This window comes from Streptococcus mitis, assembly GCF_047464945.1.
GTDB lineage: Bacteria > Bacillota > Bacilli > Lactobacillales > Streptococcaceae > Streptococcus > Streptococcus mitis_EA.
Window position 1 is genome coordinate 148,656 of sequence record NZ_JASHAX010000004.1, and the last position, 24,502, is coordinate 173,157.

Consider the following 24,502-nt stretch of genomic DNA (forward strand, 5'->3'; position numbering starts at 1 on the left):
ATTTAATTAAGACAAATAGATAGGAGAAAGGAGACCAAGATGTCCTGGACATTTGACAATAAAAAACCCATTTATTTACAGATTATGGAGAAAATCAAGCTTCAGATTGTTTCCCATACACTGGAACCCAATCAACAACTTCCGACCGTGAGAGAGCTAGCTAGCGAGGCAGGGGTCAATCCAAACACCATCCAAAGAGCATTATCAGACCTCGAACGAGAAGGATTTGTCTACAGCAAGCGAACAACTGGACGATTTGTGACTGAGGATAAGGAGCTAATCGCCCAATCGCGCAAACAACTATCGGAAGAAGAATTGGAACACTTCGTTTCCTCCATGACCCATTTTGGCTATGAAAAAGAAGAACTACCAGGCGTAGTCGGCGATTATATTAAAGGAGTTTAAGCCTATGTCATTACTAGCATTTGAAAATGTATCCAAATCTTATGGAGCAACCCCAGCCCTCGAAAATGTTTCCCTTGACATCCCAGCTGGAAAAATTGTCGGTCTCCTTGGCCCAAACGGTTCAGGAAAAACAACCCTGATTAAACTAATCAACGGCCTCTTACAACCAGATCAAGGGCGCGTCCTCATCAACGACATGGACCCAAGCCCAGCAACCAAGGCTATCGTAGCTTATTTGCCAGATACGACCTATCTCAATGAGCAAATGAAGGTCAAAGAAGCCCTAACCTACTTCAAGACCTTTTATAAAGATTTCAATCTTGAACGCGCCCATCATCTACTTGCAGACCTGGGCATTGATGAAAATAGCCGTCTCAAGAAACTATCAAAAGGGAACAAGGAAAAGGTTCAACTGATTTTGGTTATGAGCCGTGATGCTCGTCTCTACGTTCTAGACGAACCCATTGGAGGTGTTGACCCTGCTGCTCGTGATTATATCCTCAATACCATTATCAACAACTACTCCCCAGCTTCTACCGTTTTGATTTCTACCCACTTGATTTCTGATATCGAGCCAATCTTGGATGAAATTGTCTTCCTCAAAGATGGAAAAGTCGTTCGTCAAGGCAATGTAGATGATATTCGCTATGAGTCTGGTGAATCCATTGACCAGCTCTTCCGTCAGGAATTTAAGGCCTAAGCAAAGGAGATTATTATGTTTTGGAATTTAGTTCGCTACGAATTTAAAAATGTTAACAAGTGGTATTTAGCCCTTTACGCTGCTGTGATAGCCCTTTCCGTCCCCCTAGGAATGCAAGGACACTACTATAATTATATATCTTTCAAAGATAGCCAACCTTTCCTATTTATCTTTCTGGCTCTCGTCTTTGGTGGCTTGATAATTACACTTGGGATTTCAACTCTTTTCTTGATTATCAAACGCTTCAAAGGTAGTGTCTATGACCGCCAAGGCTATCTGACTTTGACCTTGCCAGTTTCTGAGCACTATATCATCACAGCTAAATTAGTCGGAGCCTTCATCTGGTCTATACTTAGCTCGGCTGTACTGGCTCTAAGTGCTTTTCTTATTGTGACTATAACGGTTCCAGAATGGATGTCAAATTCTGACTTGATTCCACTTCTAGGAACATACCTTCCTCAACTCTCTCTTGTGGGGTTATCCCTCCTACTAAATACCATTTCCAGTATCCTCTGCATCTACTTGGCTATTTCCATTGGACAACTTTTCAACGAATACCGCACAGCACTCGCTGTTGCAGCCTACATTGGGATCCAAATCGTCATTGGCTTTATTGAAGTCTTCTTCAATACCAGTGCGAACTTCTATGTCAATTCACTTGCAGGATTTAATGATAATTTCTATATGGGAGCAAGTACGGGCATTTTTGAAGAACTCATTTTCATAGCTATCTTTTATCTCGGAACCTACTATATCTTGAAAAACAAGGTTAATTTACAATAGTTTTAAAGTCTAGTGACAATAACTCGCTAGACTTTTTCGTTCTCAGGACTTACATTTTTATATGAAGTATTTAATAAAAAGGAGTATAATGACTTTAAAACTAATTACATGTATATCGATAGGGAGGTCAACTCTTTATGCTGAGAAGATTTGTTACTAAGAACCACCTTGTACTTTACTTCTTTTCTATTGCCGTTACCTGGCTGGAAGCGATTATCACGCCAGCCCTTGTTCAAAATATTGTTGCCAGTTTTACCAATCAAGAACTAGGACTTCTTTGGAAAGTATTGATTCTAGGAATCCTTGGTAATCTTATCCTCTTACTAGGCTTGGCTGGAAAACGCTATTACTACGCTCGTTTGATTACTGACTTCAAATATGGAATCAAGAGTGCTATTTTCAAGCGATTTTTAAACAGTTATGAGATTGATGAAAAGGATATTTTGTCTGACCTAGAAAACGACGTCAAGCAACTAGAAGAAAACTATATTGAACCAACGGTCATCATCATTTCTTCTCTTGGCTTTACCACTGTGTCCATTCTCTATGCCCTATGGACCAATTTTTACCTGGGCTTGATTTTCATCCTCTTCTACTCCTTTCCTGTCCTCTGCAGTGCGATCGGATCAACGCGTTTGGACTCACTTTCTGAAAAGCGGTCCACTGTTAACCAGAGCTACTTAGCAAGCTTGACAAATTTTATTGGCGGTAGCCAACAAATTCGCCATTATCAGGGGCAAGACTACTTTTTTGCTCGCTATCAAAAGCAATTACAAACCAGTCTAGATACCGAAATTAACTATGAAAAGCAACGAACTTTAAACAGTCTCTTGATCAATAGCATCGATGCCTTTTGTTCTGTCACACCAATCGTCATCGGTGGCTTTATGACCTACTATAATTATTTAGATGCGGCGAGTTTTGTGGCCATCTATCTAGTTTCCCATAATATCGGCTATCAATTCCAAGAGTTGGCTTACTTTACCAACACCCGAAAAGCGAATCGAACTCTTCTCAACAAATACCAAAAACTTTTGGATCAGTCTGACTCCATCTCGCCTAGAAGCATAGAAAACATTTTCCCTATCCAGCTTAACAGCATCTCCCTAGAAAAAGATGGGAATATCCTCTTATCTCCGATTTCCATACACATCAAGCAAGGAGAAAAAATCGCCATTATCGGGGAAAGCGGCTCTGGTAAAACAACCCTGCTCAATATCATTCATGGAGAAGAGACACCGACAAGTGGTCAGATTAGCTTTGCTGGTCAGAACCTGTCACGTAAAGAAATCACAAGCTTTAGTTCCTATATCCTCCAAGATAGCCATTACTTTGACACGCTCTCTCTGGACGACAATATCCTTCTAGGACTGGATAAAAAGGAGGAACGTTTAACTTACATCCTCAAAAAAACGGGATTATATCATTTGAAAAATCGAACGCTCAGCAACGACAGTCTATCTGGTGGCGAGAAACAACGCCTAGAAATCGCTCGCGCCCTCTACCATGATAGCCAACTCATCTTAGCAGATGAGATTAAGGCCAATCTTGACTTGGAAAATAGCAGAAAAATTAGCGACTTGCTCTTCTCCCTACCTCAGACAGTCATTGAAGTCATTCACCACTACACGGAAGAAGACTTAAAACACTATGACCAAGTCATCCACTTAAGCAAAGAAAAGTAATAGTCTATAACATACGATTTGAAAAGGAGGCTAGGCAAAAACTCAATTTCAGGAGAAAATGAATTAATATTACCAAAATAAAACGCATAATATCAAGTTTTTGCACACCTGATATTATGCATTTTTCTGATTTTAAAGACTTTTTACCCAGTCTATTTTTACTAATCTATTTCTTAAACTCAATAAAGTTATACTTTTCCTTACTCACTGTCACATGATTGAAGAGTGATAACTTCTGTTGGAAAATCGACTAAATCATCATCATGACTAATCAAAATCACTAACTTTTGTTTTGCTAACAAGTCGGACAGGATTTGTACGACTTTTTTCTTGTTTTGTGAATCTAAAAAATTACTTGGCTCATCAAAAATATAAACATCTTTCTCCACCGCTACTGCTTCTTGCAACTGCAACAATTTTAGTTGTCCCATGGATGCACCTTGACTCAATTCATTTTTATAAAATCGACTCGCAATAGGTTCTGCAGGGCAGTATGAAAAATTCGAATTCTTTCTATAATTAGGTAAGTAAATCTCACCATGATAATTCATGCTGTAACCTACTATCGCTAAAATCAGCCGCGTCTTACCAGCACCATTTTCTCCAACAATACGATAAATATGTCCTTTTTCTAAACGAGTTGTTAGTGGCTCATGCAGTTCTTCACCATCTCTCCCCAAGCTAACATACTTTTCTAAGACTATCTCTAAAATTGGAATAGACTCATACGAAATCTGAACAGGTTCCAAAAAATTGATAAAATTTTCGATAATTTTCTTACTTCCCGAGTACTCCTTATAAACATCAAGGAAGTATTCAATAGGTGTCCAAAATTGTGAAATATATAGTTGGATAGCCATTAGATCACCAATCGTAATCCAACCTTTATAAGTCTGATAACCTGATATAATCGTCGTCATCATAATCATAAAATTCAAAAATGCATAAGAAAGAAAATTTTCAAATAAAGAAGTCATTCTCACCTCCTTATTTTTACATGAAATATATTTTTTCACCAAGGGAGAGAAATCAATCAAGCTAGAATGAGCTGAAAATCGCATACTAGGCATGAGTTTATAGCTATCCACTAGATAATCGCGTATATCCTTCATACAATTCACTGTATCGGAACCAAGCTTAGATAGTCGTCCACTATATTTCTGCGAAATAAAGATAAATACAGGTATCAAAATACCTATCATCACAGCAATAGTAGGAGAAATACTCCATAAAATCCCTATAATCACAAGTGCTCGTATCAAGTACAGGAGAAGAGCAACAGGATATTCGTTAAAAAATCGTTTCAACAGCTCATAGGTCTGCCCTAATTCTTGTGTAATGGTAGCTTCAGACAATTCTGTCTCTACCATATCATAGAGCTGGATATTTTCAGCAGTTTTTTGGCAAATATTCTGCCAAACATACGATTCTGATTCTCCTTGAAGCACATCACAAAAATAATATAAAACTTGAATAAACAGAGAAATTCCTACATAAAGCACCCCGTAAACAATCATAGCATGAACTTTCTGAGATAGAATATGGTCAATAAATAACTTACTAATATAAGGAATAGCTACAGTTAGTATAGTAACAAGGGTATTCAAAATAAAGCTTTTTAGAAATAGCACTTTATTGTTATAGGATAACAATCTTTTCATCTGCATGCCTCCATAGTTAAATTTTTATCAACATATATTTTATGAACAGATATATGTTGGATAGTCCCTTCAACATCCTCCTTTGTCAATAATCCTAATTCATCTAAAAATACAATTTTGTGAAACCACTCTAAATAGTCAAACTGACAATCGCGTTCCATCTTCCCATTATTTACAAATGTATTAAATGGGCAACCTCCATAACAAAATTCATAATAAGCACAATCTTTATAAGGGCACATGCTTCCCAGACCTGTTAATTCATTAGTAACTTGACCAATACTTCCCAACTGATAGTTTTCATTCCCTACTAATGAATAACATTTATATAAGTTACCGTTGGCATGAATTGTAAGAGAATCTTGATTTTTGAACATACAGTAGCCTCCTATTTTTAAATCATGATAATACGGTATATTTTCCTTTGATAAAAACAGCAATAAATCTAGACAAGTCTTCTTTTTAGTTTCACTATCAATATATAGAATTGAATCGTTAGGTACAGCTACAAAATCAAAATAAAGATTAAAATTTTCAAATTCTGTATACTTTTTTAAATCTAAAAATAATTTCTGGATAGATATATAATTTCTTTTAGATATGTTAACTCTAGCTTGAATGGATAAATTTTTATACTTTTCCAACATAACTGACAAGTTATTTATGATTCTATGATAAGTTCCTTTCCCTAATCGATTGCATCTTTCTAGGTTATGATAGTGCTCATCACCATCAAAAGAAACTTGAATAGCGAAATTATGACAGTCAAGAAAAGACATTATTTTATTTGTGAATATCGTTCCATTTGTAATCAAAGTATACGAAATAGGAATAGCTAGTTTCTCATCTAAAGTTTCACATAAATTTCGTATAAACTGAAAGTTATATAATGGTTCACCACCTGTAAAACAGATATCCAGAGATTTATACTTCTTAAAATTGAGTTCATCTAATATAAAATTCACAATCTTTTTACCGTCATACTTACTACTTAAGAACGGTTTCCTATCCTTATCATTCTCAAAACAATAAGAGCAAGTCAAGTTACACGACATAGTTGTAACTATATATAGTGATAATTCATCTCCCTCTACTATTCGTTTAGAGTGAACAAAGGGCACTTGTTTATCAATCTCACTTATCAAGTAAGGAAATTCTTTTAAAGATAACTTCTTGAATAGTTCCTCATCAATCTCACAAATAGATCCTGTATATAAATTTTTTAAATAAACTACATCATCTGTAGAAAAAGAATAAATTGTTTCCATAACTTATCTCCAGCTTTAAAAAGGCTGAGGGTATCCCCCTCAGCCTCATCATTATAATAGTAAAGTGATAAATTATCGCTTTTACATAAGCAACTCAAGGCAATCTAACGATAACGCCCTGGGCATTTATCTGGATGCTGCTGTACTGAGGCTAGGTGACCTTTTTTAACAACTTTGATAACATCAGTCAAATTAAGCATCGCTCTCCCTCCTTTTCTATAAAAGAATTATACGTATAATTCTTTTATAGAAAAGAAAAATCTCATATACTGTTAAGTAAAAATTATTTTGTATCCGTTTTCTCTGGCTTCATTGTATATCTTCTCATGTAGATTGTCAAGTATTTTTTTGAAAAATTTTTAAAATTTCGAAATTTTGCCGTTAATTTTTTTAACTCAATATCAAACTGGCCACAATAGGGCTGACAAAGACATAGAGAATACCGGTAACACCGATAGCCAAGCCACCCATGGCTCCTGCTACAGAGCCGTATCGAAAGGCTGTTCCCGTTCCGACTGCATGGCCTGTGCCTCCAAGGGAAAGCCCAACAGCTACTGGATCGTCAATTTTCAACCACTTCAAAAGGGTTGGGCCGATGACACTGGTTAAAATCCCAGTTGCCACTACAACCACCAAGGTCACGGTCGTCAGACCTTGCAATTTTTCTGTAATTCCTACTGCCATGGCGGTTGTCACTGACTTAGGAAAGAGTGAAATGGCTAGGAAAAAGTCCATTCCAAAAATCTTAGCTACAAGGGCTGTGAAAGAGGTATTGACAACTACTGCTAGCAAACTACCAAAGAGAATACTCCGAGCATGGTGCTTCATCAGATGAAAACTCTTATAAAGCGGAATCCCTAGAGCAACAGTCGATGGGACAATCAAGTTGTTCAGATAAACCCCACCCTGGTAGTAATCTTGGTAAGAAATACCCGTCACTTTTAGAAAAATGATAATGAATACAGCTGACAAAAGCAAGGGCGTTGTCAATGGATGAGGAAAGCGTCTGTAAATCAGCATTCCTACTAGATAAGCTAGGATAGACAGGGCAAGCCCAAATAGGGGATTGGAAACAAATTCACTCATTTGGCATCTCCTTTCTCATAATCTCCCTCAAATCGTCTCTTGATAAACTGAACAACCAAGGCAATGAGGATAATATTGATGACAGCCGCAAAAAAGATAATCAAAACAATTGGCAAAAGATAGGGAGCAATCACATCAAACTTCTCCATAATTCCCACTGCTGGTGGCAAAAAGAGAATGGTCATATTGGCCAGCAAGAAATTCCCAACCATGTTGACATGCCTGGTTCTCAGCCACTTAAATTGTAGGGCGAGAAAGAGAATAATCAAACCGATAATACTGCCTGGGATGGGCAAATGAAAGAAACTAGAGATCCCCTCTCCGATTAGAGAAATCACAAAGAGAATCATTAATTGAACATATAATTTCATCCTATACTCCACGAAATAGACTTCTTGCATACCAGTTTACTCTTTTTTCAGAAAATTTCAAGGAAATGCACAAGAGTCATTAAAAATTAGAGAAGAAAGGGGATACAAACAATTCTTGACTTGTGAAAACAGGCATGATTTAGGATAAGAGATGCCTGCGTCCTTCTTGCCAGCTCTTTTGAAAAGTAGTATAATTATTGCATGCGCAATCATCTTGTGATACAGAGACTGTCCGCGAATGGACATTCTTCTATGCTATAACTCTAAAAAGAAAGGAGATACTATGACCTATTTGGAAAAATGGTTTGACTTCAATCGGCGTCAGAAAGAAATTGAAAGTCTCTTGGAAGAGACTGTTGCCCAGCAGAGTGACCAAAGTCTGACCTTGAAAGAGTTTTACCTGCTCTACTATCTGGACTTGGCTCAAGAAAAATCTTTACGCCAGATTGACCTGCCAGATAAACTTCATCTGAGCCCGAGCGCTGTTTCTCGGATGGTGGCTCGCTTGGAAGCCAAAAATTGCGGTCTGCTTAGTCGCAGGTGTTGTGATCAAGATAGACGCTCTAGTTTTATCTGCCTGACAAGTGATGGGCAAAAGACACTGGCCTCTCTACAAAAGGCTGTCGAAGAAAGCTTGGAAACTGGTTTGGATTTCTTGATTTAAGATGATTTTAGAAAAAAGTTGCGTGCGCAATCATTTTTCTTGACATTCTCTTTTACAAGGAGTAAAATAAAATCATCATTAAACAAAGGAGTTTTAAACATGATTGAAATTACCTATCTAGATGCCAGCAAGAATGAAAGAACTGTAACTTTCGAATCTTATGAAGACTTTGATCGTTCGCAACAAGCTTGTCTTATCGGCGTCGCAGACTACTACCCTGTCCAAAAATTAACCTACAACGGTCATGATTTGGACTACCATGGGACTTATGGAGATGTCTTCTTCTATCTCATGAAACAAGATTTAAGTCAATATAACTAAAAAGGAGAAATACAATGGCAAAAGCAATTACAGATGCAACATTCGAACAAGAAACAAAAGACGGTTTGGTCTTAGTAGACTTCTGGGCAACTTGGTGTGGCCCATGTCGTATGCAAGGTCCAATCTTGGATAAATTGTCTGAAGAACTTTCAGAAGATGTCTTGAAAATCGTTAAAATGGACGTTGATGAAAATCCAAACACAGCTCGTGCTTTTGGAATCATGTCTATCCCAACTCTTCTCTTCAAAAAAGACGGCCAAGTTGTCAAACAAGTTGCTGGTGTTCACACAGCAGAACAAATCAAGGCCATCGTTGCTGAATTGAGCTAATCACATTAGAGACCAAGTACTTGCTTTGGTCTCTTTTTTCTTGCCCTTTGCCATTTTTCAAAAAATATGCTAGACTATAAGTAGAATATTACGATGTTTGGGACATGCCATCGCTAAAAAAAACCTCGATTTGGTATTTTTTAGCTCCCTCATGGGAGCTTTTTGCGTGCTCTAAACATTTCCCATTTTGGAAGGAGTACTATGAAACGTCAATCAGCCTTGGTCGTCTTTAGTGGCGGTCAAGATTCTACAACCTGCCTCTTTTGGGCTAAAGAACACTATGAAACGGTCGAAGCCGTTACCTTTGCCTACGGCCAACGCCATCATCTCGAAATTCAAGTCGCTAGAGAAATCGCTGAGGAACAGGGGATTCGTCATCATATCCTAGATATGTCTCTGCTGGGACAAATCACTGAAAATGCGCTGACCTCTGATCTGGAAATTGAGCAAAAAGAGGGGGAGGTTCCCAATACCTTTGTTGACGGTCGCAACCACCTCTTTCTATCCTTTGCGGCAGTTCTTGCTAAGCAACGAGGTATTAAAGATATCGTGACAGGTGTCTGCGAAACAGACTTCTCAGGCTACCCTGACTGCCGGGATGTCTTTGTCAAATCTCTTAATGTTACCCTCAACCTTGCTATGGATTACGACTTTGTTATCCAAACACCTCTCATGTGGCTAGACAAGGCTGAAACTTGGGAATTAGCCGACCAACTCGGTGCCTTTGACTACGTTCGTGAGAAGACCTTAACCTGCTACAATGGAATTATCGGCAGTGGCTGTGGAGATTGTCCAGCCTGCCATCTACGTCAACATGGTTTAGATGTTTATCTCTCACAGAAAGGAGGGAGCTAATGTTTTTTGCACCCAAAGAAATCAAACAGGAAACTGGGGAGTCTCTCGTCTACAATCCTCACAGAACCTTGGTATCAAAAGAGTTTACCTTTGATGCTGCCCACCACCTCTTTCACTATGAGGGAAAATGTAAGTCCCTGCACGGACACACCTATCATCTACAGATTGCTGTTAGTGGATTTTTAGATGAGCGTGGCATGACCTACGATTTCGGAGACATCAAAGCTATTTACAAGAACTACTTAGAGCCCCACTTGGATCATCGCTATCTCAATGAAACTCTGCCTTATATGAACACAACTGCTGAAAATATGGTTTACTGGATTTTCCAAACCATTAGTCAAGAGTTACCTGATAAGCGTGGTCTTCGTTTGGAATACGTTCGCCTCTATGAAACTCCGACTTCCTTTGCAGAGTTTAGACGGGAGTGGTTAGATGACTAGGGAACGTGTCCTCAAACTACCAGTTCTGGAAATTTTTGGCCCTACCTTTCAAGGTGAAGGTCGTGCTATTGGGCAGAAAACCATGTTTGTCCGCACTGCCGGTTGCGACTACCACTGCGACTGGTGCGACTCTGCTTTTACTTGGGATGGTTCTGAAAAACCAACTCGCATGACAGCTGACGAGGTCATTGCTGAGTTGGATAAATTGGGGAGCTACGACTATGTCACCCTATCTGGTGGAAATCCTGCTATCCTAGCAGCCAACATGGCTGAGCTAGTAACCAAACTCAAGGAACGTGGTGTCACTCTGGCTGTTGAGACCCAAGGTTCCCGCTGGCAAAATTGGTTAAAAGACATCGACCAAGTCACCCTGAGTCCCAAACCTCCTTCATCCAAGATGGAAGTCAACTTTGAGACCTTGGACTTTATCGTTTCCCAACTGGATCCAGACAAGGTTACCTTTAAAATCCCTGTCTTTGATGATGCAGATTTGGCTTTTGCCAAAGGAATTCAAGAACGCTACCAACCAGATGTCCTCTTCTTATCGGCTGGAAATCCTGAGCCCAAGGCCACAGGCAATATTATCCAAGATCAACTGGACCGTCTCAAAGAACTCTGGGAACGCATCGCTACTGACGATAGCTGGGGCAATGTCCGCGTCCTTCCTCAACTCCATACCCTCCTCTACGATAACCAACGTGGTGTTTAAGATTAGAAAGAAAAAATCATGTCACAACAAGAAGAAATGAAAAACCTAAGCCTCCTCGGCAACAAAGAAACCAACTACATTTTCGAATATCAACCAGAAGTCCTGGAATCCTTTGACAATCGTCATGTGGAAAATGACTATTTTATCAAATTTAACTGTCCTGAATTTACCTCACTGTGTCCAATCACTGCTCAACCAGACTTTGCGACGATTTATATTTCCTACATTCCTGACAAGCTCTGTGTCGAGTCAAAATCCCTCAAACTCTACCTCTTTAGCTACCGAAATCATGGGGATTTTCACGAAAACTGTATCAACACCATCGGGAAAGACTTGGTCAACTTGCTAGACCCTCGCTATTTAGAAGTCTGGGGAAAATTCACACCGCGCGGTGGCATTTCAATCGACCCTTACTACAATTACGGTAAGCCAGGAACTAAGTATGAAGGCTTGGCAGAACAACGCCTCTTCCAACACGACCTTTATCCAGAGAAAATTGACAACCGTTAAACTCATACTCAATGAAAATCAAAGAGCAAACTAGGAAATTAGCCGCAAGTTGCTCAAAGCACTGCTTTGAGGTTGTAAATGGAAGCTGACGTGGTTTGAAGAGATTTTCGAAGAGTATCATACGAAAAAGCCCTGTTCCTCAAAATGAGGAGCAAGGCTTTTTAAGTTTCAATTATTCTTCTGTTCCAAGAAAGTTTTTCGCAACAAGAGCTGCAAGAACCCCACCAACGATTGGCGCAAGGATGAAAATCCAAACTTGTTGAAGAGCTGCGCCACCTACCAAAACAGCTGGTGCCAAGCTACGAGCTGGGTTTACTGAAAGTCCAGTAATGTTCAATCCCACAAGAATCATCGCCATCAAGGACAAACCGATTACCAAACCAGCAATAGCGCCATTGCCCTTGCTTGCTGATGTCACAGTCATGATAACCAAAACAAACAAGAAGGTTGCGATGACTTCAAACAAGAATCCACCAAAGACAGTGATACCGTTTGCCAAGGCATTTTCACCAAGGCTAGCAGTTGACATCCCTGAGTTAGCCAAGAGGAAGAAGACAGAAGCAGATGCTAAGAAAGCTCCAACTACTTGTCCAAGGATGTAGTTGACAAGATCTTTTGATGACAAACGTTTGTTTACAAACATAGCAATCGAAACAGCTGGGTTCAAGTGAGCACCTGAAACAGTTCCGATTGAGTAAGCTGCAACTACGATTGCCAGACCAAAGGCAAGGGCAATTCCAAGGTGTCCAAGGCCATCAAGACCATTTCCAAAAACAACAGCTCCTGTCCCGATAAACACAAGCATGAAAGTACCGATTAACTCAGCAACAAATTTTTTCATTTTCTTTCTCCTTTTTTCAAAAACTAAAAACTAGTCTATCAAAAGAAGGAAAGGTTTTCAAGAAAAGTGATTGGAAAGTTTTTCGAAAATCTGACTCACTAATCTCTAGTATTAAAAAGATTGAATAGCTTCTTTCAAGTCATCTTGTAAACTATTTCTCTGGTCAAGTTGGACATAGATTTCCAACAGACAGGATCTAAAGTTGGAAAATTTATAAAAATCTTCCCTTTCTTCTATCGGAAAGTCAACAGTTTTTATCCAAGAAGCTACTTTCTCTTGCTCCAACTTCCCTTGTAAAATAGGTTCATAGATCACTCTTGCTAAACGCCAATCCTCATCATCTGTAAAGCGAATCGAAATTCTTTTAAATAGTTGGCCAAGTATATCAAATACTTCATGAACTCTGTTTTTAGGAAAGTCTGGATGACAAACCACCTCTGTCAGTAAATCGGCTCCATGTGCAAAAGCATGAACCCAACCGTACTGACTTGAAAAACCCGTTGTATCCTTTTCTTTTGAAAGATAGTGCAAGCCTTGATTTAAAAGGACATTACGAATTTCTGCTTTTAATCCCTGATAGAAAATCGATTGCTGGTTAGCATCTGCAGACAAGAGGTTGGCATAAATAAGCGCCCTAAAAGAACGTTCAAGTGTTGACAGACCTACCTTATCAATCTCTTTATCTAGTCCTCCATCAGCTGAGACCACCTCAGCAATGAACTGAAATTGTTCCTGTGTAAATAGCTCTTCCTGAATCCCTCTAGCAAAGCTTGTAAAAACAAGATCATCGCGAATTTCTGGAGAAGGATCTCCCAAATGGTCCAGCAACCACTGGATTTCCTCCTCATGATAACTGGGTTTTTCTTCTGCTATTTTTCTAAGTAACTCTTGATACATGGTCAGTACCTCTACATTTCTAGCAACTGTTCAAAAGGCCAGCCCAAGATAACTTTCTATCTTATTCTTTTTTAGATAGAGTTTTTCCTGCAGCAATTGCATCGGCCTCTGTCATCTCGACAACATTAGATTTAATAGTTTTTGAAGGCATTCTATCCTTACTATACCAATAAACTTTTGATTTTCCATGGTTTGCAACATAGACAATTCTATCTTGCTGTTGGGCTTTAGTCTCAGCTTCATGAGCAATTCTTTTCTCCTCTTCTTTTTGAGAAATTAATGACTCAACTGTACCTATCCTATCGAGCAATTCTGCCTTTTTATCGTTATTTTCAATTTGATTAACTGTTTCTTTGGCAGACTGCACTTGACTCGCATCTTGACTTTCTTCCAATTGTTTGACTAAGTCTTCACCTTTTTCTTGCAACTCATTTGCAGCTTTTTCTTTGGCAATTCTCTCTTCTTCTGCTTTTTCTTTAGCTTTTTTCTCGTCTTCGATTCGTTTCGCCTCCTCTATGCTAGATGAAGTATCCGTCGTTGAAGATGTCGAAGCAGTAGATGTCACAGTCTGCTTAGTTTCTGATTGAGAAGATGAAGTTTTCTTTGTAACAGTTGGGGTTTGGAGAGCAACTGCAACAAAACTAACAATGAAAAGCCCTATCATTAAATTTCTTTTTCGAATATCTGGTGCTTTCTTTACAAAATACCAAATACCGACTCCACTCAATACAAGATAGAGAGTAGGTAGAGCAATCAATAAAATGATTCCCAACAAAACTAGACCAATTTTGATAAAATGCATTCTTTTGGGATCTTGCTCTAGCCATTCTTTGATTCTATTCATATTATTCTCCTAAAACTCTGTCCAATCTTTACTCTCCCAACTGGGCACTGTAGGCGATAATCTGGTCAACTGTGTCTGATAAGAACTGAATAGTATCACGAAGTGGTTTGTCTGTTGAAATATCAGCACCGATAATCATAGCTGACTCAAGCGGTGTCTTGCTACCACCTGATTTAAGAAGATTGAGCCAGTCTTCAGCTCCAGTTTCAGAATGTTTCAGATGAAGGTAACCTGCAGTCGAGATGACTAGTCCTGCTGAGTAAGTGTAACTATACAAGCCCATGTAGTAGTGAGCTTGGCGCATCCAAGTCAAAGCTGCATCGTCGTCAATCTCAATGGCATCTCCCCAGAAATCCGTCAAAACTTCCTTCATAATGCTGTTGAGCTTGCTTGCTCCAAAGGTCTCCCCTTCTTCAACCAATGTATACACCTTACGCTGGAAGGCTGCTTCCAAGAGGTGAGTAATGAAATTATGGAAGTAGGTATCTGTCAAACGGTGAGCCAGAGCGAAGCGTTTTTGTCGTGGGTCGTCAGATTGGTGCTCCAAGTAATCACTGAGAAGCAATTCATTGAAGGTTGACGGTGCTTCAACATAGTAGGTCGACATGTGGGCATTAAAGTAGCTTTGGTGATTATCTGAAAAGATGAATTGACCAGAATGCCCGATTTCATGAATCAAGGTATAGACATCACTCAAACGACCTGTCCAGCTCATAAGGACATATGGATGCACGCGATATGGGTCCGCTGCATAGCCACCAGAATCCTTGCTACTATTGGCAGCAAAGTCCACCCAGCGCTCTTCTTGATAGCGAGCAACTTCCTGACAATATTCTTGCCCCAAAGGTTCTACGGACTTCATGACCAAATCATAGGCGTCGTCAATAGTCACTTGAGGATTAAGGGCGCTGTCCAAGTCCAATTTCCAGTCTGCAAAGGTCATCTTTTCAAGACCATTCACCTTGGCAACGTGTTTGAGATATCTCTGAGCAACGGGTGCAAAATCCTTCATGATGAGGTCAATCTGGCGGTCAAACATGGCGCGGTCTACTTCCTGTTCAGCTAGAAGATAGTCAAAAACAGAGACGTAACCCTTCATATCTGCTAGTAGTTTTTCAGACTTGACTTGGGCTAGATAGGCTGCTGCAGCCGTATTTTGGTGCTTACGAAGACCTTCTGAGAAGGAACGGAAGGATTTCTCACGAACCTCAGCATCCTCATGGTTTTGGTAGAAATTTTCATAGGTAACAAAGCTGTTTTTGTAGGTCTTACCATGAGCTTCAAAGTCAGCCATTTCGAAATCCCCAGCTCGCATCTTAGTGTAAATATCCTGTGGACTGTAGAAAACTTCACCAAGATTGGTCAAGGCTTTTTCCACATCAGCCCCTAGATAGTGGGCTTTTTTGATTTTTGCCTGACGAATGGCTGCCGTCAAGTGAGGCAATTTACCCAAACGGTCCAAGACTTCCTCATCAGCTTCCACCAAAGCATCGTCAAAGAAGGTCAAGGCTACACTGGCATCTGTTTCAAATTCCATCCCAGCTTGAGCAATATTGGCAAATTCGTCATTGCTATAGTCTGTCGTCTGCGGCATAAAGGCATAGTTGCCAATATGGCTCATCTGAATGTAGATTTGTTCCAATTCCGCAAAGGCTTTTTCAAAATCCTCAAAAGTATGAAGATTACCCTTGTAATCACGGCTAAATTGATTGATGTCTTCGCGAGCCTTCTCGATTGCACGCAAGAAATCTTCACGATCTTGGTATAGGGCGGTTAAATCCCAAAGTTCCTTCTCTGGAAATTCTGAACGGTGTATTTGTTCCATTTTCTTCCTCTTATTTCTCTAATTCTAATAAAACACTAAGGGCTGATAAAGCGTAAAGTGGTGCTGTTTCTGCTCGTAAAATACGAGGACCAAGTCCTGCTAAGACTGCTCCCTTAGCTTCGAAACTCTCAATTTCTGCAGGTGACAGACCACCTTCTGGACCAAAGATAAAGAGCAGTTTGGCTCCTTTTTCAAGACCAGCGACTGCTTGTAAAAGCGCAGCGGCTTCTCCTTCTTTGGCCGACTCTTCATAAGCCACTACGACGCGGTCAAACTGGTCAAGTTGAGCTAGAAAGTCTGCTTTTTTCTCAAAAAGCTGGATACTGGGAACAACATTACGCTTACTTTGCTCTGCTGCTCCAAGGGCAATTTTTTCTAGTTTTTCGACCTTTTTACCCAATTTCTTGCCATCCCACTTGGCGACCGACCAGTCGGCAGGAAAGGCCCAAATCTGGCTGGCACCTAGTTCCGTCACTTTTTGAGCGATAAACTCCAGCTTGTCCCCCTTAGGAAATCCAGATGCAATGGTCACTTGAACGGGCAGTTCCACATTGTCAGCTAGTTCTTCTACCAATTCAAACTGACGAGCTTCCACATCCAGCACACGCGCCAAATGCTTGATACCATCATCAAAGACTAAGGTCACCTCATCATCTTCTTTCAAGCGCATAACCTGAAACATATGCTTGCTGGTTTCCTTGTCCTCGATGGTGACAGGAGAGATAGCACTGCCTTTGACAAAATACTGTTGCATGCTAGCCTCCAATCACACCGGAAATATCCTTGGTTTTCTTAAAGACACTGGCATTCCATTCCCCTTGGATCATATGAGTTTCAAGGAAAAATCCAGCTGACTCAGCCGATTGGCGCACCATATCCCACTTGTCCTTAATAATTCCACTCATGATGAGGTAGCCTTCATCCTTGACCAAGCGATAAGCATCATCCGTCAGATGAACGAGGATATCCGCCAAGATATTAGCTACAATCACATCTGCCTCAATCTCAACTCCCTTAAGCAAATCTCCAGCCGCTACATGGATATTTTCCATTCCAGGGTTGAGTTCAATATTTTCCTGAGCAACACGAACTGCCACATCATCTAGGTCGTAGGCAAAGATTTCCTTGGCACCAAGAAGCGAGCTGGCGATAGAGAGGACACCTGAACCAGTCCCCACATCCAGCACCGTTTCGCCACCACGAAGAACCTGCTCCAAGGCAAAAAGGCTCATCTTAGTAGTTGGATGCGTCCCAGTTCCAAAGGCCATGCCAGGATCCAGCTTGATAATCTTTTCTCCCGCAGTCGCATCATAGTCTGTCCAAGACGGCACGATGGTCAAGTCATGAGTAATTCGAGCTGGTTCGTAGTATTTCTTCCAGTTATCTGCCCAGTCTTCCTCAGCCAAGGCAGTCGTCCCCATCTTGACCTCACCCAAATCCATAAAGTCTGTCAATTCTGCCAGGCGAGCCTGCAAATCTGCTTCAACCACTGCCACATCAATCGTATCAGGATAGTAGGCTGTTACCACGATTTCTTCTTGTTGCTCAACCTCTGGAAAAATTTCACCAAAACGATCCACATTTCCCACATAGTCCATACTGTCTTCGATTGCGACTCCTTGAGCTCCCAGCTCAATCAAGAGGTTGGAAACCAACTCCTCCCCCTCACGCTTAACCGTTACTTTTAACTCTTGCCATGTTTCCATCATTAAGATACCAAGCCCATAAAACACAAAGCCAAAATAGGAACTTCTCTGAAGACGTTTGTATCTAAGAGAAGTTTATCTTTTTGGTACCGTGTTTAGGGCGGGTTCAGTTTAGAAATGTAACCGAACCATCCTTTCTAATCACTTACTTTTAAATAATCTTTTAATCTCTCTTGCAACTGAGGTACTGCCTGTTTAGAATTGAGAAATTCCTCAACGGGCATCAGCTTATAAGCCTGACCTTCATCTCCAAAGGTAATATTGTCAAATTGTTCTTGTCTTAGCTGACCAACCATAAAGACCGATTGCTTATCTTTAAAGATTACGCTAGGATAAATCTTGCTCCAAAGCAGACAGTCTTCATCTAAATGAATTCCCAGTTCCTCATAAATTTCACGCGCCGCGCACTCAAAAGGACTTTCATCCCCCTCTCGTCCACCACCGGGTAGTTCCCATATATTAGGCCAGGGAATGCTTGCCTTATCATCGCGTAAGATAGTCAGAAGCTTATCCCCACAAAACAAAGCAATCTTACAGCCTGTGAAATCAGAAATCTCTATTTCCATATTAGACTCCTTCAGTTAATTCCTTTTCCAGTTCGGCTAACCAGTTTTGATAATAGATTTTCTCATCCCGTAACATCCGGCTACTATTCATTTTCTGTCTAGCAATCTTCATAGCCTTGTGAGTTTGAACTACATCTTTCTTTACCTTAAATTGATACCAAGCTTGAATGACCTGCATATCTGCTATTTTTAGAGATAAAAAGGATTTGACTCCTCGAATACTTGCATATTCCTCCGCTTTCTCATTATCACCTTCTAGCAAGGCGATTTGAAGAAGGTTTAGTTGGCAAAGAGTTTCAGACATCGAGTGTTCTGTTCTCTCTAGTAAAGATTGAAATAGCTTTTTAGCTGCCTCTAAATGACCATCCAATATGAAAACCACTCCCTGAAGAGTTTCAATACTTTCTGCGAAACTCCCTCTCGCATCCTCATCAACAGTCATGGTAAAGTCTTTCAAATCATATTCTTGAGGAGCCAGCAAAGTTTGAGCAGAATGTCTCAATACCAAGTAGGCGTATTTGGTATTTTCAGGGTGCTGTAGCAATTCCCAAATTTTTGCTCCATCGGTGATGCCGACTGGCAAAGCGTTGTTTAGGAAGAACGATAAATTCAGAAAGATCCAAGTACCAGCAAAATACCAGCTTCTTGTCAAACATCCAAACAATATCGCCAATAATAGCAAGCTAAGATGAACCATCAATCCTCCTGAAAGCATCAGGATGATTCTTTGATCACTTTCATCTTCTTTCAATCCAATGTACTGAGCACCAACATTTTTCAGAACAGCTGTTCGACTAAGAGAAAACTTGCCTGACCTTTTGGTCAGAAGAAAATTCCCTAATCCAAAAGCCACCAGCCGATAGCCTGTCAAGTAGCCACAAAAAGCATGTCCCAGCTCATGAAGAATAAAGATTAAATATATACTTAGAAGAGCGAAGGCATAACCAAAAGTAAAGACTAAAACTGCGGAATACCCCAACTCTGCAAATGCGATGGTTCCACAAGCAAAAGCTAGCATAATAAGGACAAAAGCTAGCACATAAACCAAATAAGTCCCAATTTTCTTCATAAAATCTCCATCCAACTCCTAGTATCTCGGATAAGGATAAAATTCTCCTTCTTCCAAGCCAACTTTTCCTTCTTCAAAGACTTCTTGGTTCCATTCCATGACGAATTCTTCTGCTTCTGGGTCTTCCAAAAAGTCCATAAGGGCATCTAGTCCAATCTCGGCAGTATCTTTAAGGAATAGCGCAAAATAAGCTAAAAATTCACGAGAAAGTCCTTTTTTAGGCAGATAAGGGATGACAGTCAGATAATCTTCTTCATTGACGGTTGACTTGGCAGGATTGTAAAAAAGCACTGCTTCTTCAAAGAGAATGTCATCTGATGAAACCTCTCCATCTTCATCCACCATCTCCACACCTGCAGCATTTTGCGCTTCTAACAAAAAACTCACTTCAACCGCGTGGTTGCGCTTGTCCCAACTAATCTCAAAGTCAAAGGGAAAGTTCTTCTCCAACTCTTCCTCTAAAACATCTAAAAATCCATATGTTGCCATTTTGTCCTCTTTCTATGCGACTCTTAAATCGCCCCGATTGCTCGGAAATATGCTAAAATAGATACTACCATCTTACCACAAAATTATTTTATGTCCTAATTATACCATATTACCTCATTTAAACCCTTGGTATTAGTGATTTTCTTAAACGGTTGATTTCCTTATTTTTTCCAAAAACTCAACACAAAAAGCCCTCGAAAGGGCTAGCAAATATATAGGATCAATAGACAAGTAACCAGCACAATTAAACGTGCTTTTTTCTTGACTATCCCCACGATGTCACACTTAATCTTAGGCTTGAATTTTCTTATCTGCAATAGCTTCTGTCAAAGTCTGAGAAAAGTTAAGTCCCATTTCTCGTCCCAACTTATCTGCCCATCTTGGTATGGTCAAGGTCTTTTTAATTGGTTCCTGACTTCCTAAGTACTCTGACACATCAACAGATACCATAGAAATAAAAGATTTATCAAGGTCATAGGTTGACACGAAATCTTCATCATCTTTAAAAGGATCATTATCAATTAAAGACAAGCTATTGATATCTGACGGCTGGGGCAAATCTCCATCACTCTCTATCAAATCTGCGACAGTTATACCTAACCACTCTGAACCCATAGCCAGAGCCTCAGAAATCCCCTCTCCTTGTGTAGCTGAGTATTCAAAATCCGGGAAATGGACAAAATAAGTCGCTTCTGCTCCATCTGTATCGTCATAATAAAATAAAGCTGGATACGTAACTAACATCTCACTACCTCCATATCAAAAAGCAGGGGCTGAATTTTACAACCCAGCTTGCTTTCTTATCCCTCTTTCAGTGTACTTATTCAGCTCACCATGAGGGATTGTGATAGGTCTTTCCCCTTGCTTCTCCATTTTAATATGGGAGCCTTTACCGCCTTTGGTTTTTATCCAACCATGGGCCGTAAGGAGTTTGACCATCTCTTTTTGTGTCATAGGCATAGCGCTTTTACCTCCTGACAACACCATTATAACACGTGCTACACGTATTGTAAAGTAGTAATACTTATTATTCTCTTATACATAAAAGCCCCTAGATGTGGTTCTAAGGGAAGCCAATTTATTCAGACTTATTTTTAAATACTGCTTCTTTATCGAGCAATTCATCATCTGTATAGTCAATTGTAAAAGTATCTCGATTTAAGACAGACTGAGGCGGAGTTGAATGAATCATAGGAACACTGCGGATCCTATATTTTTTATCTCCAATTTTTACAAACTGATACTCTTCGAAAATCAAATTCAAACCACGTCAACGTCGCCTTACCGTACTCAAGTACAGCCTGCGGCTAGTTTCCTAGTTTGCTCTTTGATTTTCATTGAGTATGATTAACTCTTAAGTCTTTGAAATCAGGATTTTCAACAGTTATTACAAGGAGACGATTTACTACTTTAAAAACATCAATTATTCTATTTTTCATATTTTTCTAATTCATAATTATTAGAATGAACTTCTTGGTAAGCAAAATCAAGTTTAGGTTTAATGTTTTCGTACAAATCCAAAATCTCTTTTGGAGTATCTTCCCGGAAGAGAAATTTTCTTTTTCCTGAAATAACTTGATCACTAAGAATCCAATGACGAATTTGTTTTGTAAAAATCAAAACTTCCTAACTTGGTAATTCCATTATTTCCACTACTTATCACCTCTCTTTTCATTATAGTTCATGCAATAACATTTAGCAATATTATTTCTCAAGTCAGCAATTCCACTTCTTTAGACTCAACTATCATATTTTGAGCTTTAAGGAAAATCAATTCTCTCATGTTGATACCTCTCCTCATCAAATTAAATAGTCAAAAAGATTCTATCTCACACACTGAATATTACAAAACCATTGAAATATCACAACTAATAGGCTAGAATGGACATAGTAAGATATAGTAGATGAGTCATTCTACTCAAATCCACGTTAGAAAGGACTGCTATGCCAGACAATCTCGCGCTTCGCATGCGCCCTAAAACCATCGACCAGGTCATCGGTCAGGAGCATCTGGTCGGGACTGGAAAAATTATCCGCCGCATGGTGGAAGCCAACCGTCTGTCCTCCATGATTCTCTATGGCCCTCCGGGAATCGGCAAGACCAGTATTGCCTCTGCCATCGCAGGGACGACCAAGTATGCCTTTCGTACCTTCAATGCGACAGTTGATAGTAAAAAACGACTGCAAGAAATCGCCGAAGAGGCTAAATTTTCAGGTGGACTTGTACTACTCCTTGACGAAATTCATAGACTAGATAAGACCAAACAAGACTTTCTCTTGCCTCTCTTGGAAAGTGGTCTGGTCATCATGATTGGCGCTACGACTGAAAATCCTTTCTTTTCTGTTACTCCTGCCATTCGTAGCCGGGTGCAAATTTTTGAGTTGGAACCTCTGTCTAACCAAGACGTCAAAGAGGCTCTTCAGATAGCTCTAAGCAACCCTGAACGTGGTTTTGATTTTCCAGTAGAACTAGATGAGGATGCGCTGGATTTCATTGCAACCTCTACAAACGGAGACCTTCGCTCTGCTTTCAACTCACTAGACTTGGCCGTTCTTTCTACCCCTGAGAATGACGAGGGCATCCGCCATATCACTCTAGACATCATGGAAAATAGCCTGCAACGGAGCTATATTACCATGGATAAGGATGGGGATGGTCACTACGATGTGCTCTCAGCTCTTCAAAAATCCATCCGTGGCTCGGATGTAGATGCCAGTCTCCACTATGCTGCTCGCTTGATTGAGGCTGGTGATTTGCCTAGTCTCGCTCGTCGCTTGACCGTTATCGCCTATGAAGATATCGGTTTGGCCAATCCTGAAGCCCAGATTCACACCGTGACTGCTCTGGATGCTGCTCAGAAGATTGGTTTTCCAGAAGCTCGCATTCTCATTGCCAACGTCGTCATTGATTTGGCCCTTTCTCCAAAATCCAACTCAGCCTATGTGGCTATGGACAAGGCACTTGCTGACCTCAAAACATCAGGACACTTGCCTATTCCGCGACACCTGCGTGATGGGCACTACAGTGGAAGCAAGGAACTAGGGAATGCCCAAGACTATCTCTATCCACACCACTATCCTGGAAATTGGGTTAAACAAGACTATCTGCCAGAAAAAATCCGCAATCATCACTATTTTATAGCAGAAGATACAGGTAAATATGAACGCGCCTTGGCACAAAGAAAAGAAACGATTGATCGTTTGCGTGAAAATTGAAATCCTTTTCAAAAAGTTAAATTTTCCTCTTGATTTTTTTAAAAAAAGTGGTATTATATAAACATAGAAACGCTGTGGTGTACGACTTCACACTTAAGTGTTGACCGACTATTTTTTGTATTTTTAGGGAAACAAAAGTCTTCTAACAGCATGTAGGCCGTCTCACACGGAAACAGCTTCAGTTAGAGCGAGTTGCCCACCTGCTTAATTGCGCGGGTTCAATACAAACCGTGAAGTTTCGGCACCAATACAGCTTTTTATTTGCCTCCTTAGCTCAGTTGGTAGAGCAGTAGACTCTTAATCTATGGGTCACAGGTTCGAGCCCTGTAGGGGGTATAATATATAGTTTAGAAACGTTGTTAAATCAACGTTTCTTTTTGATTTGGTCAACTTTTGGTCAATAATTCTATTTTTTAACTAAACTCGTCAAAACAGCACGAACTTTGTTATTTTCAATATCTGCTTTTTCTTTTATAAGATGTCCATAAGTTTCAGTTATTTGTTTAATATCTCGATGTCCCATTAACTTTGAAACTGCCCAAATATCAACACCCATTGCTAACATTATTGAACAATACGTGTGTCTCAGACCTGTGCTTGTCATATTTTTAGGATGGATTTTTAAGGTTTTTAAAATTTGTTTTAAATGCTTGTTCACTCCTGCATTTGTTACAACATTATAATTCAAATCAAAAATATGTACTAGGGCAATATAAGCACTGTTTAGAGGGAAAACATATAAGTGAAATATACGAAAATTCTCCAGGAAAAGATAGAAAAGCAAATTAAAAACAGGATTATAACTGAAATATCTAGCTAAATTTTACAAGAATATAAATGACTCTTTTTGAAGAGATGATTTTCTTCGCAATTTAGAGGATAATTTTGGGATAAAAATAAACCGCTAGGATTCTTTCTTATCGGTTGTTTTTAACTGTTTTTATTAGTAATTGGAAGGCTTCTAATAGCTGTTCTTGACTCGTTTGTGGAAGTTGAGTTAATTGGTCAGCTAATAACTCTAGATGTGGGTTCTTTGGGGTTATACGGCTTTCAAATAGCTCTGATGGTGTGATATTAAGAGCTGTGATAATCTTTTCTAGTGTATCAATCTTTATATTTGACCCTTTTGTTTCAAGATTAGAAATATAATCTATACCCACACCAGCCTTTTCACTGAGATTTTGTTGACTTAAATTTTTTTCTTTACGTATGATTCGTATTCGTTGTCCGATATACTTTTGTAAATGAATTGATTTCAT

Annotated in this window: 30 protein-coding genes, 1 tRNA gene and 1 pseudogene; 13 read left to right on the forward strand and 19 right to left on the reverse strand. The window is 39.7% G+C overall.

The genetic code is table 11. The features are described from left to right. Positions 1-39 precede the first annotated feature (39 nt). The 4 genes from QM424_RS06295 (at position 40) to gggC (ending at position 3,573) form a co-directional block, all read left to right on the forward strand. Positions 40-405 carry a GntR family transcriptional regulator gene (locus QM424_RS06295; protein WP_000119149.1) on the forward strand — a complete coding sequence of 122 codons (366 nt, stop codon included), beginning with the start codon at positions 40-42 and terminating at the stop codon, positions 403-405. Positions 406-409: 4 nt separating this feature from the next. Next, positions 410-1,105, forward strand: coding sequence for an ABC transporter ATP-binding protein (locus QM424_RS06300; RefSeq protein ID WP_414393715.1), 696 nt, complete (start codon positions 410-412; stop codon positions 1,103-1,105). A 15-nt stretch (positions 1,106-1,120) separates the two neighbouring features. Then, positions 1,121-1,888, forward strand: a complete 768-nt coding sequence (locus tag QM424_RS06305) for a hypothetical protein (RefSeq protein WP_414393718.1) — start codon at positions 1,121-1,123, stop codon at positions 1,886-1,888. Between the two features lie 137 nt (positions 1,889-2,025). Next, a complete protein-coding gene (gene gggC / locus QM424_RS06310; RefSeq protein ID WP_414393720.1) occupies positions 2,026-3,573 on the forward strand; it encodes a streptosactin export ABC transporter GggC in 1,548 nt (515 codons plus the stop codon). A gap of 200 nt (positions 3,574-3,773) precedes the next feature. Here the strand turns inward: gggC and QM424_RS06315 are convergent, their stop codons facing one another. The 4 genes from QM424_RS06315 to QM424_RS06330 all read right to left on the reverse strand — a co-directional run bounded on the left by QM424_RS06315 (position 3,774) and on the right by QM424_RS06330 (position 7,959). Then, the gene (locus QM424_RS06315; RefSeq protein WP_414393722.1) at positions 3,774-5,234 is read right to left on the reverse strand and encodes an ATP-binding cassette domain-containing protein; all 1,461 of its coding nucleotides are present in this window, start codon (positions 5,232-5,234) and stop codon (positions 3,774-3,776) included. Then, entirely contained in the window at positions 5,231-6,502 is a 1,272-nt protein-coding gene (locus QM424_RS06320) for a radical SAM protein (RefSeq protein ID WP_414393725.1), read from the reverse strand. The genes QM424_RS06315 and QM424_RS06320 overlap by 4 nt, the downstream gene beginning before the upstream one ends. Before the next feature lie 390 nt (positions 6,503-6,892). Next, positions 6,893-7,588, reverse strand: a complete 696-nt coding sequence (locus QM424_RS06325; protein WP_001288952.1) for an LrgB family protein — start codon at positions 7,586-7,588, stop codon at positions 6,893-6,895. After that, a complete protein-coding gene (locus QM424_RS06330; protein WP_000781322.1) occupies positions 7,585-7,959 on the reverse strand; it encodes a CidA/LrgA family protein in 375 nt (124 codons plus the stop codon). The genes QM424_RS06325 and QM424_RS06330 overlap by 4 nt, the downstream gene beginning before the upstream one ends. A 283-nt stretch (positions 7,960-8,242) precedes the next feature. On the opposite strand from QM424_RS06330, the gene QM424_RS06335 reads away from it, so the two are divergent. The 7 genes from QM424_RS06335 to queF all read left to right on the forward strand — a co-directional run bounded on the left by QM424_RS06335 (position 8,243) and on the right by queF (position 11,790). Continuing rightward, positions 8,243-8,623, forward strand: a complete 381-nt coding sequence (locus QM424_RS06335; RefSeq protein WP_414393727.1) for a MarR family winged helix-turn-helix transcriptional regulator — start codon at positions 8,243-8,245, stop codon at positions 8,621-8,623. Between the two features lie 99 nt (positions 8,624-8,722). After that, positions 8,723-8,944, forward strand: a complete 222-nt coding sequence (locus tag QM424_RS06340) for a DUF4649 family protein (RefSeq protein ID WP_000570256.1) — start codon at positions 8,723-8,725, stop codon at positions 8,942-8,944. A 14-nt stretch (positions 8,945-8,958) separates the two neighbouring features. Beyond that, positions 8,959-9,273, forward strand: coding sequence for a thioredoxin (trxA, locus tag QM424_RS06345; protein WP_001029581.1), 315 nt, complete (start codon positions 8,959-8,961; stop codon positions 9,271-9,273). Between the two features lie 201 nt (positions 9,274-9,474). Continuing rightward, positions 9,475-10,128, forward strand: coding sequence for a 7-cyano-7-deazaguanine synthase QueC (queC, locus tag QM424_RS06350; RefSeq protein WP_414393730.1), 654 nt, complete (start codon positions 9,475-9,477; stop codon positions 10,126-10,128). After that, positions 10,128-10,571, forward strand: a complete 444-nt coding sequence (gene queD, locus QM424_RS06355; protein WP_414393733.1) for a 6-carboxytetrahydropterin synthase QueD — start codon at positions 10,128-10,130, stop codon at positions 10,569-10,571. The genes queC and queD overlap by 1 nt, the downstream gene beginning before the upstream one ends. Beyond that, the gene (gene queE / locus QM424_RS06360; RefSeq protein WP_414393736.1) at positions 10,564-11,280 is read left to right on the forward strand and encodes a 7-carboxy-7-deazaguanine synthase QueE; all 717 of its coding nucleotides are present in this window, start codon (positions 10,564-10,566) and stop codon (positions 11,278-11,280) included. Before queD ends, queE begins: the two co-directional genes overlap by 8 nt. An 18-nt stretch (positions 11,281-11,298) precedes the next feature. Beyond that, positions 11,299-11,790, forward strand: coding sequence for a preQ(1) synthase (gene queF, locus QM424_RS06365; RefSeq protein WP_000082587.1), 492 nt, complete (start codon positions 11,299-11,301; stop codon positions 11,788-11,790). Between the two features lie 172 nt (positions 11,791-11,962). Here the strand turns inward: queF and QM424_RS06370 are convergent, their stop codons facing one another. The 13 genes from QM424_RS06370 to QM424_RS06430 all read right to left on the reverse strand — a co-directional run bounded on the left by QM424_RS06370 (position 11,963) and on the right by QM424_RS06430 (position 21,647). Next, positions 11,963-12,631 carry an MIP/aquaporin family protein gene (locus QM424_RS06370; protein WP_414393739.1) on the reverse strand — a complete coding sequence of 223 codons (669 nt, stop codon included), beginning with the start codon at positions 12,629-12,631 and terminating at the stop codon, positions 11,963-11,965. 111 nt (positions 12,632-12,742) lie between these two features. Further along, a complete protein-coding gene (locus QM424_RS06375; RefSeq protein ID WP_414393741.1) occupies positions 12,743-13,528 on the reverse strand; it encodes a DUF2785 domain-containing protein in 786 nt (261 codons plus the stop codon). A gap of 61 nt (positions 13,529-13,589) precedes the next feature. After that, positions 13,590-14,372 (reverse strand): deoxyribonuclease, encoded by a 783-nt coding sequence (locus QM424_RS06380; RefSeq protein ID WP_261054137.1) that lies wholly within the window; start codon positions 14,370-14,372, stop codon positions 13,590-13,592. A gap of 28 nt (positions 14,373-14,400) precedes the next feature. Next, a complete protein-coding gene (pepF, locus tag QM424_RS06385) occupies positions 14,401-16,197 on the reverse strand; it encodes an oligoendopeptidase F (RefSeq protein ID WP_414393743.1) in 1,797 nt (598 codons plus the stop codon). Between the two features lie 10 nt (positions 16,198-16,207). Next, the gene (locus QM424_RS06390) at positions 16,208-16,951 is read right to left on the reverse strand and encodes a 16S rRNA (uracil(1498)-N(3))-methyltransferase (protein ID WP_261083332.1); all 744 of its coding nucleotides are present in this window, start codon (positions 16,949-16,951) and stop codon (positions 16,208-16,210) included. Position 16,952: 1 nt separating this feature from the next. Further along, on the reverse strand, positions 16,953-17,903 hold the full coding sequence (prmA, locus tag QM424_RS06395; RefSeq protein ID WP_414393823.1) for a 50S ribosomal protein L11 methyltransferase: 951 nt from the start codon (positions 17,901-17,903) through the stop codon (positions 16,953-16,955). Positions 17,904-18,040: 137 nt separating this feature from the next. Then, a complete protein-coding gene (locus QM424_RS06400) occupies positions 18,041-18,469 on the reverse strand; it encodes an NUDIX hydrolase (protein WP_414393746.1) in 429 nt (142 codons plus the stop codon). Between the two features lies 1 nt (position 18,470). After that, entirely contained in the window at positions 18,471-19,538 is a 1,068-nt protein-coding gene (locus tag QM424_RS06405) for a site-2 protease family protein (RefSeq protein WP_414393748.1), read from the reverse strand. Positions 19,539-19,556: 18 nt separating this feature from the next. Then, complete coding sequence (locus tag QM424_RS06410; protein ID WP_414393750.1) at positions 19,557-20,027, reverse strand: DUF3013 family protein; 471 nt, start codon at positions 20,025-20,027, stop codon at positions 19,557-19,559. A 291-nt stretch (positions 20,028-20,318) separates the two neighbouring features. After that, the gene (locus tag QM424_RS06415) at positions 20,319-20,771 is read right to left on the reverse strand and encodes a type II toxin-antitoxin system HicB family antitoxin (RefSeq protein WP_077804781.1); all 453 of its coding nucleotides are present in this window, start codon (positions 20,769-20,771) and stop codon (positions 20,319-20,321) included. Positions 20,772-20,807: 36 nt separating this feature from the next. Then, on the reverse strand, positions 20,808-20,987 hold the full coding sequence (locus QM424_RS06420; RefSeq protein ID WP_001132279.1) for a type II toxin-antitoxin system HicA family toxin: 180 nt from the start codon (positions 20,985-20,987) through the stop codon (positions 20,808-20,810). Between the two features lie 118 nt (positions 20,988-21,105). Further along, the gene (locus QM424_RS06425) at positions 21,106-21,291 is read right to left on the reverse strand and encodes a hypothetical protein (protein ID WP_261202111.1); all 186 of its coding nucleotides are present in this window, start codon (positions 21,289-21,291) and stop codon (positions 21,106-21,108) included. 164 nt (positions 21,292-21,455) lie between these two features. After that, complete coding sequence (locus tag QM424_RS06430; protein WP_414393752.1) at positions 21,456-21,647, reverse strand: hypothetical protein; 192 nt, start codon at positions 21,645-21,647, stop codon at positions 21,456-21,458. Positions 21,648-21,971: 324 nt separating this feature from the next. Here QM424_RS06430 and QM424_RS06435 point away from each other — a divergent pair, with 324 nt between their 5' ends. Continuing rightward, positions 21,972-23,243, forward strand: a complete 1,272-nt coding sequence (locus QM424_RS06435) for a replication-associated recombination protein A (RefSeq protein WP_414393754.1) — start codon at positions 21,972-21,974, stop codon at positions 23,241-23,243. Positions 23,244-23,506: 263 nt separating this feature from the next. Then, a tRNA-Lys gene (locus QM424_RS06440) sits at positions 23,507-23,579 on the forward strand. 70 nt (positions 23,580-23,649) lie between these two features. Here QM424_RS06440 and QM424_RS06445 read toward each other — a convergent pair. Further along, positions 23,650-23,934: pseudogene (locus tag QM424_RS06445) on the reverse strand (tyrosine-type recombinase/integrase); the annotation flags it as partial. Positions 23,935-24,160: 226 nt separating this feature from the next. Then, positions 24,161-24,502 carry a helix-turn-helix domain-containing protein gene (locus tag QM424_RS06450; RefSeq protein ID WP_414393756.1) on the reverse strand — a complete coding sequence of 114 codons (342 nt, stop codon included), beginning with the start codon at positions 24,500-24,502 and terminating at the stop codon, positions 24,161-24,163.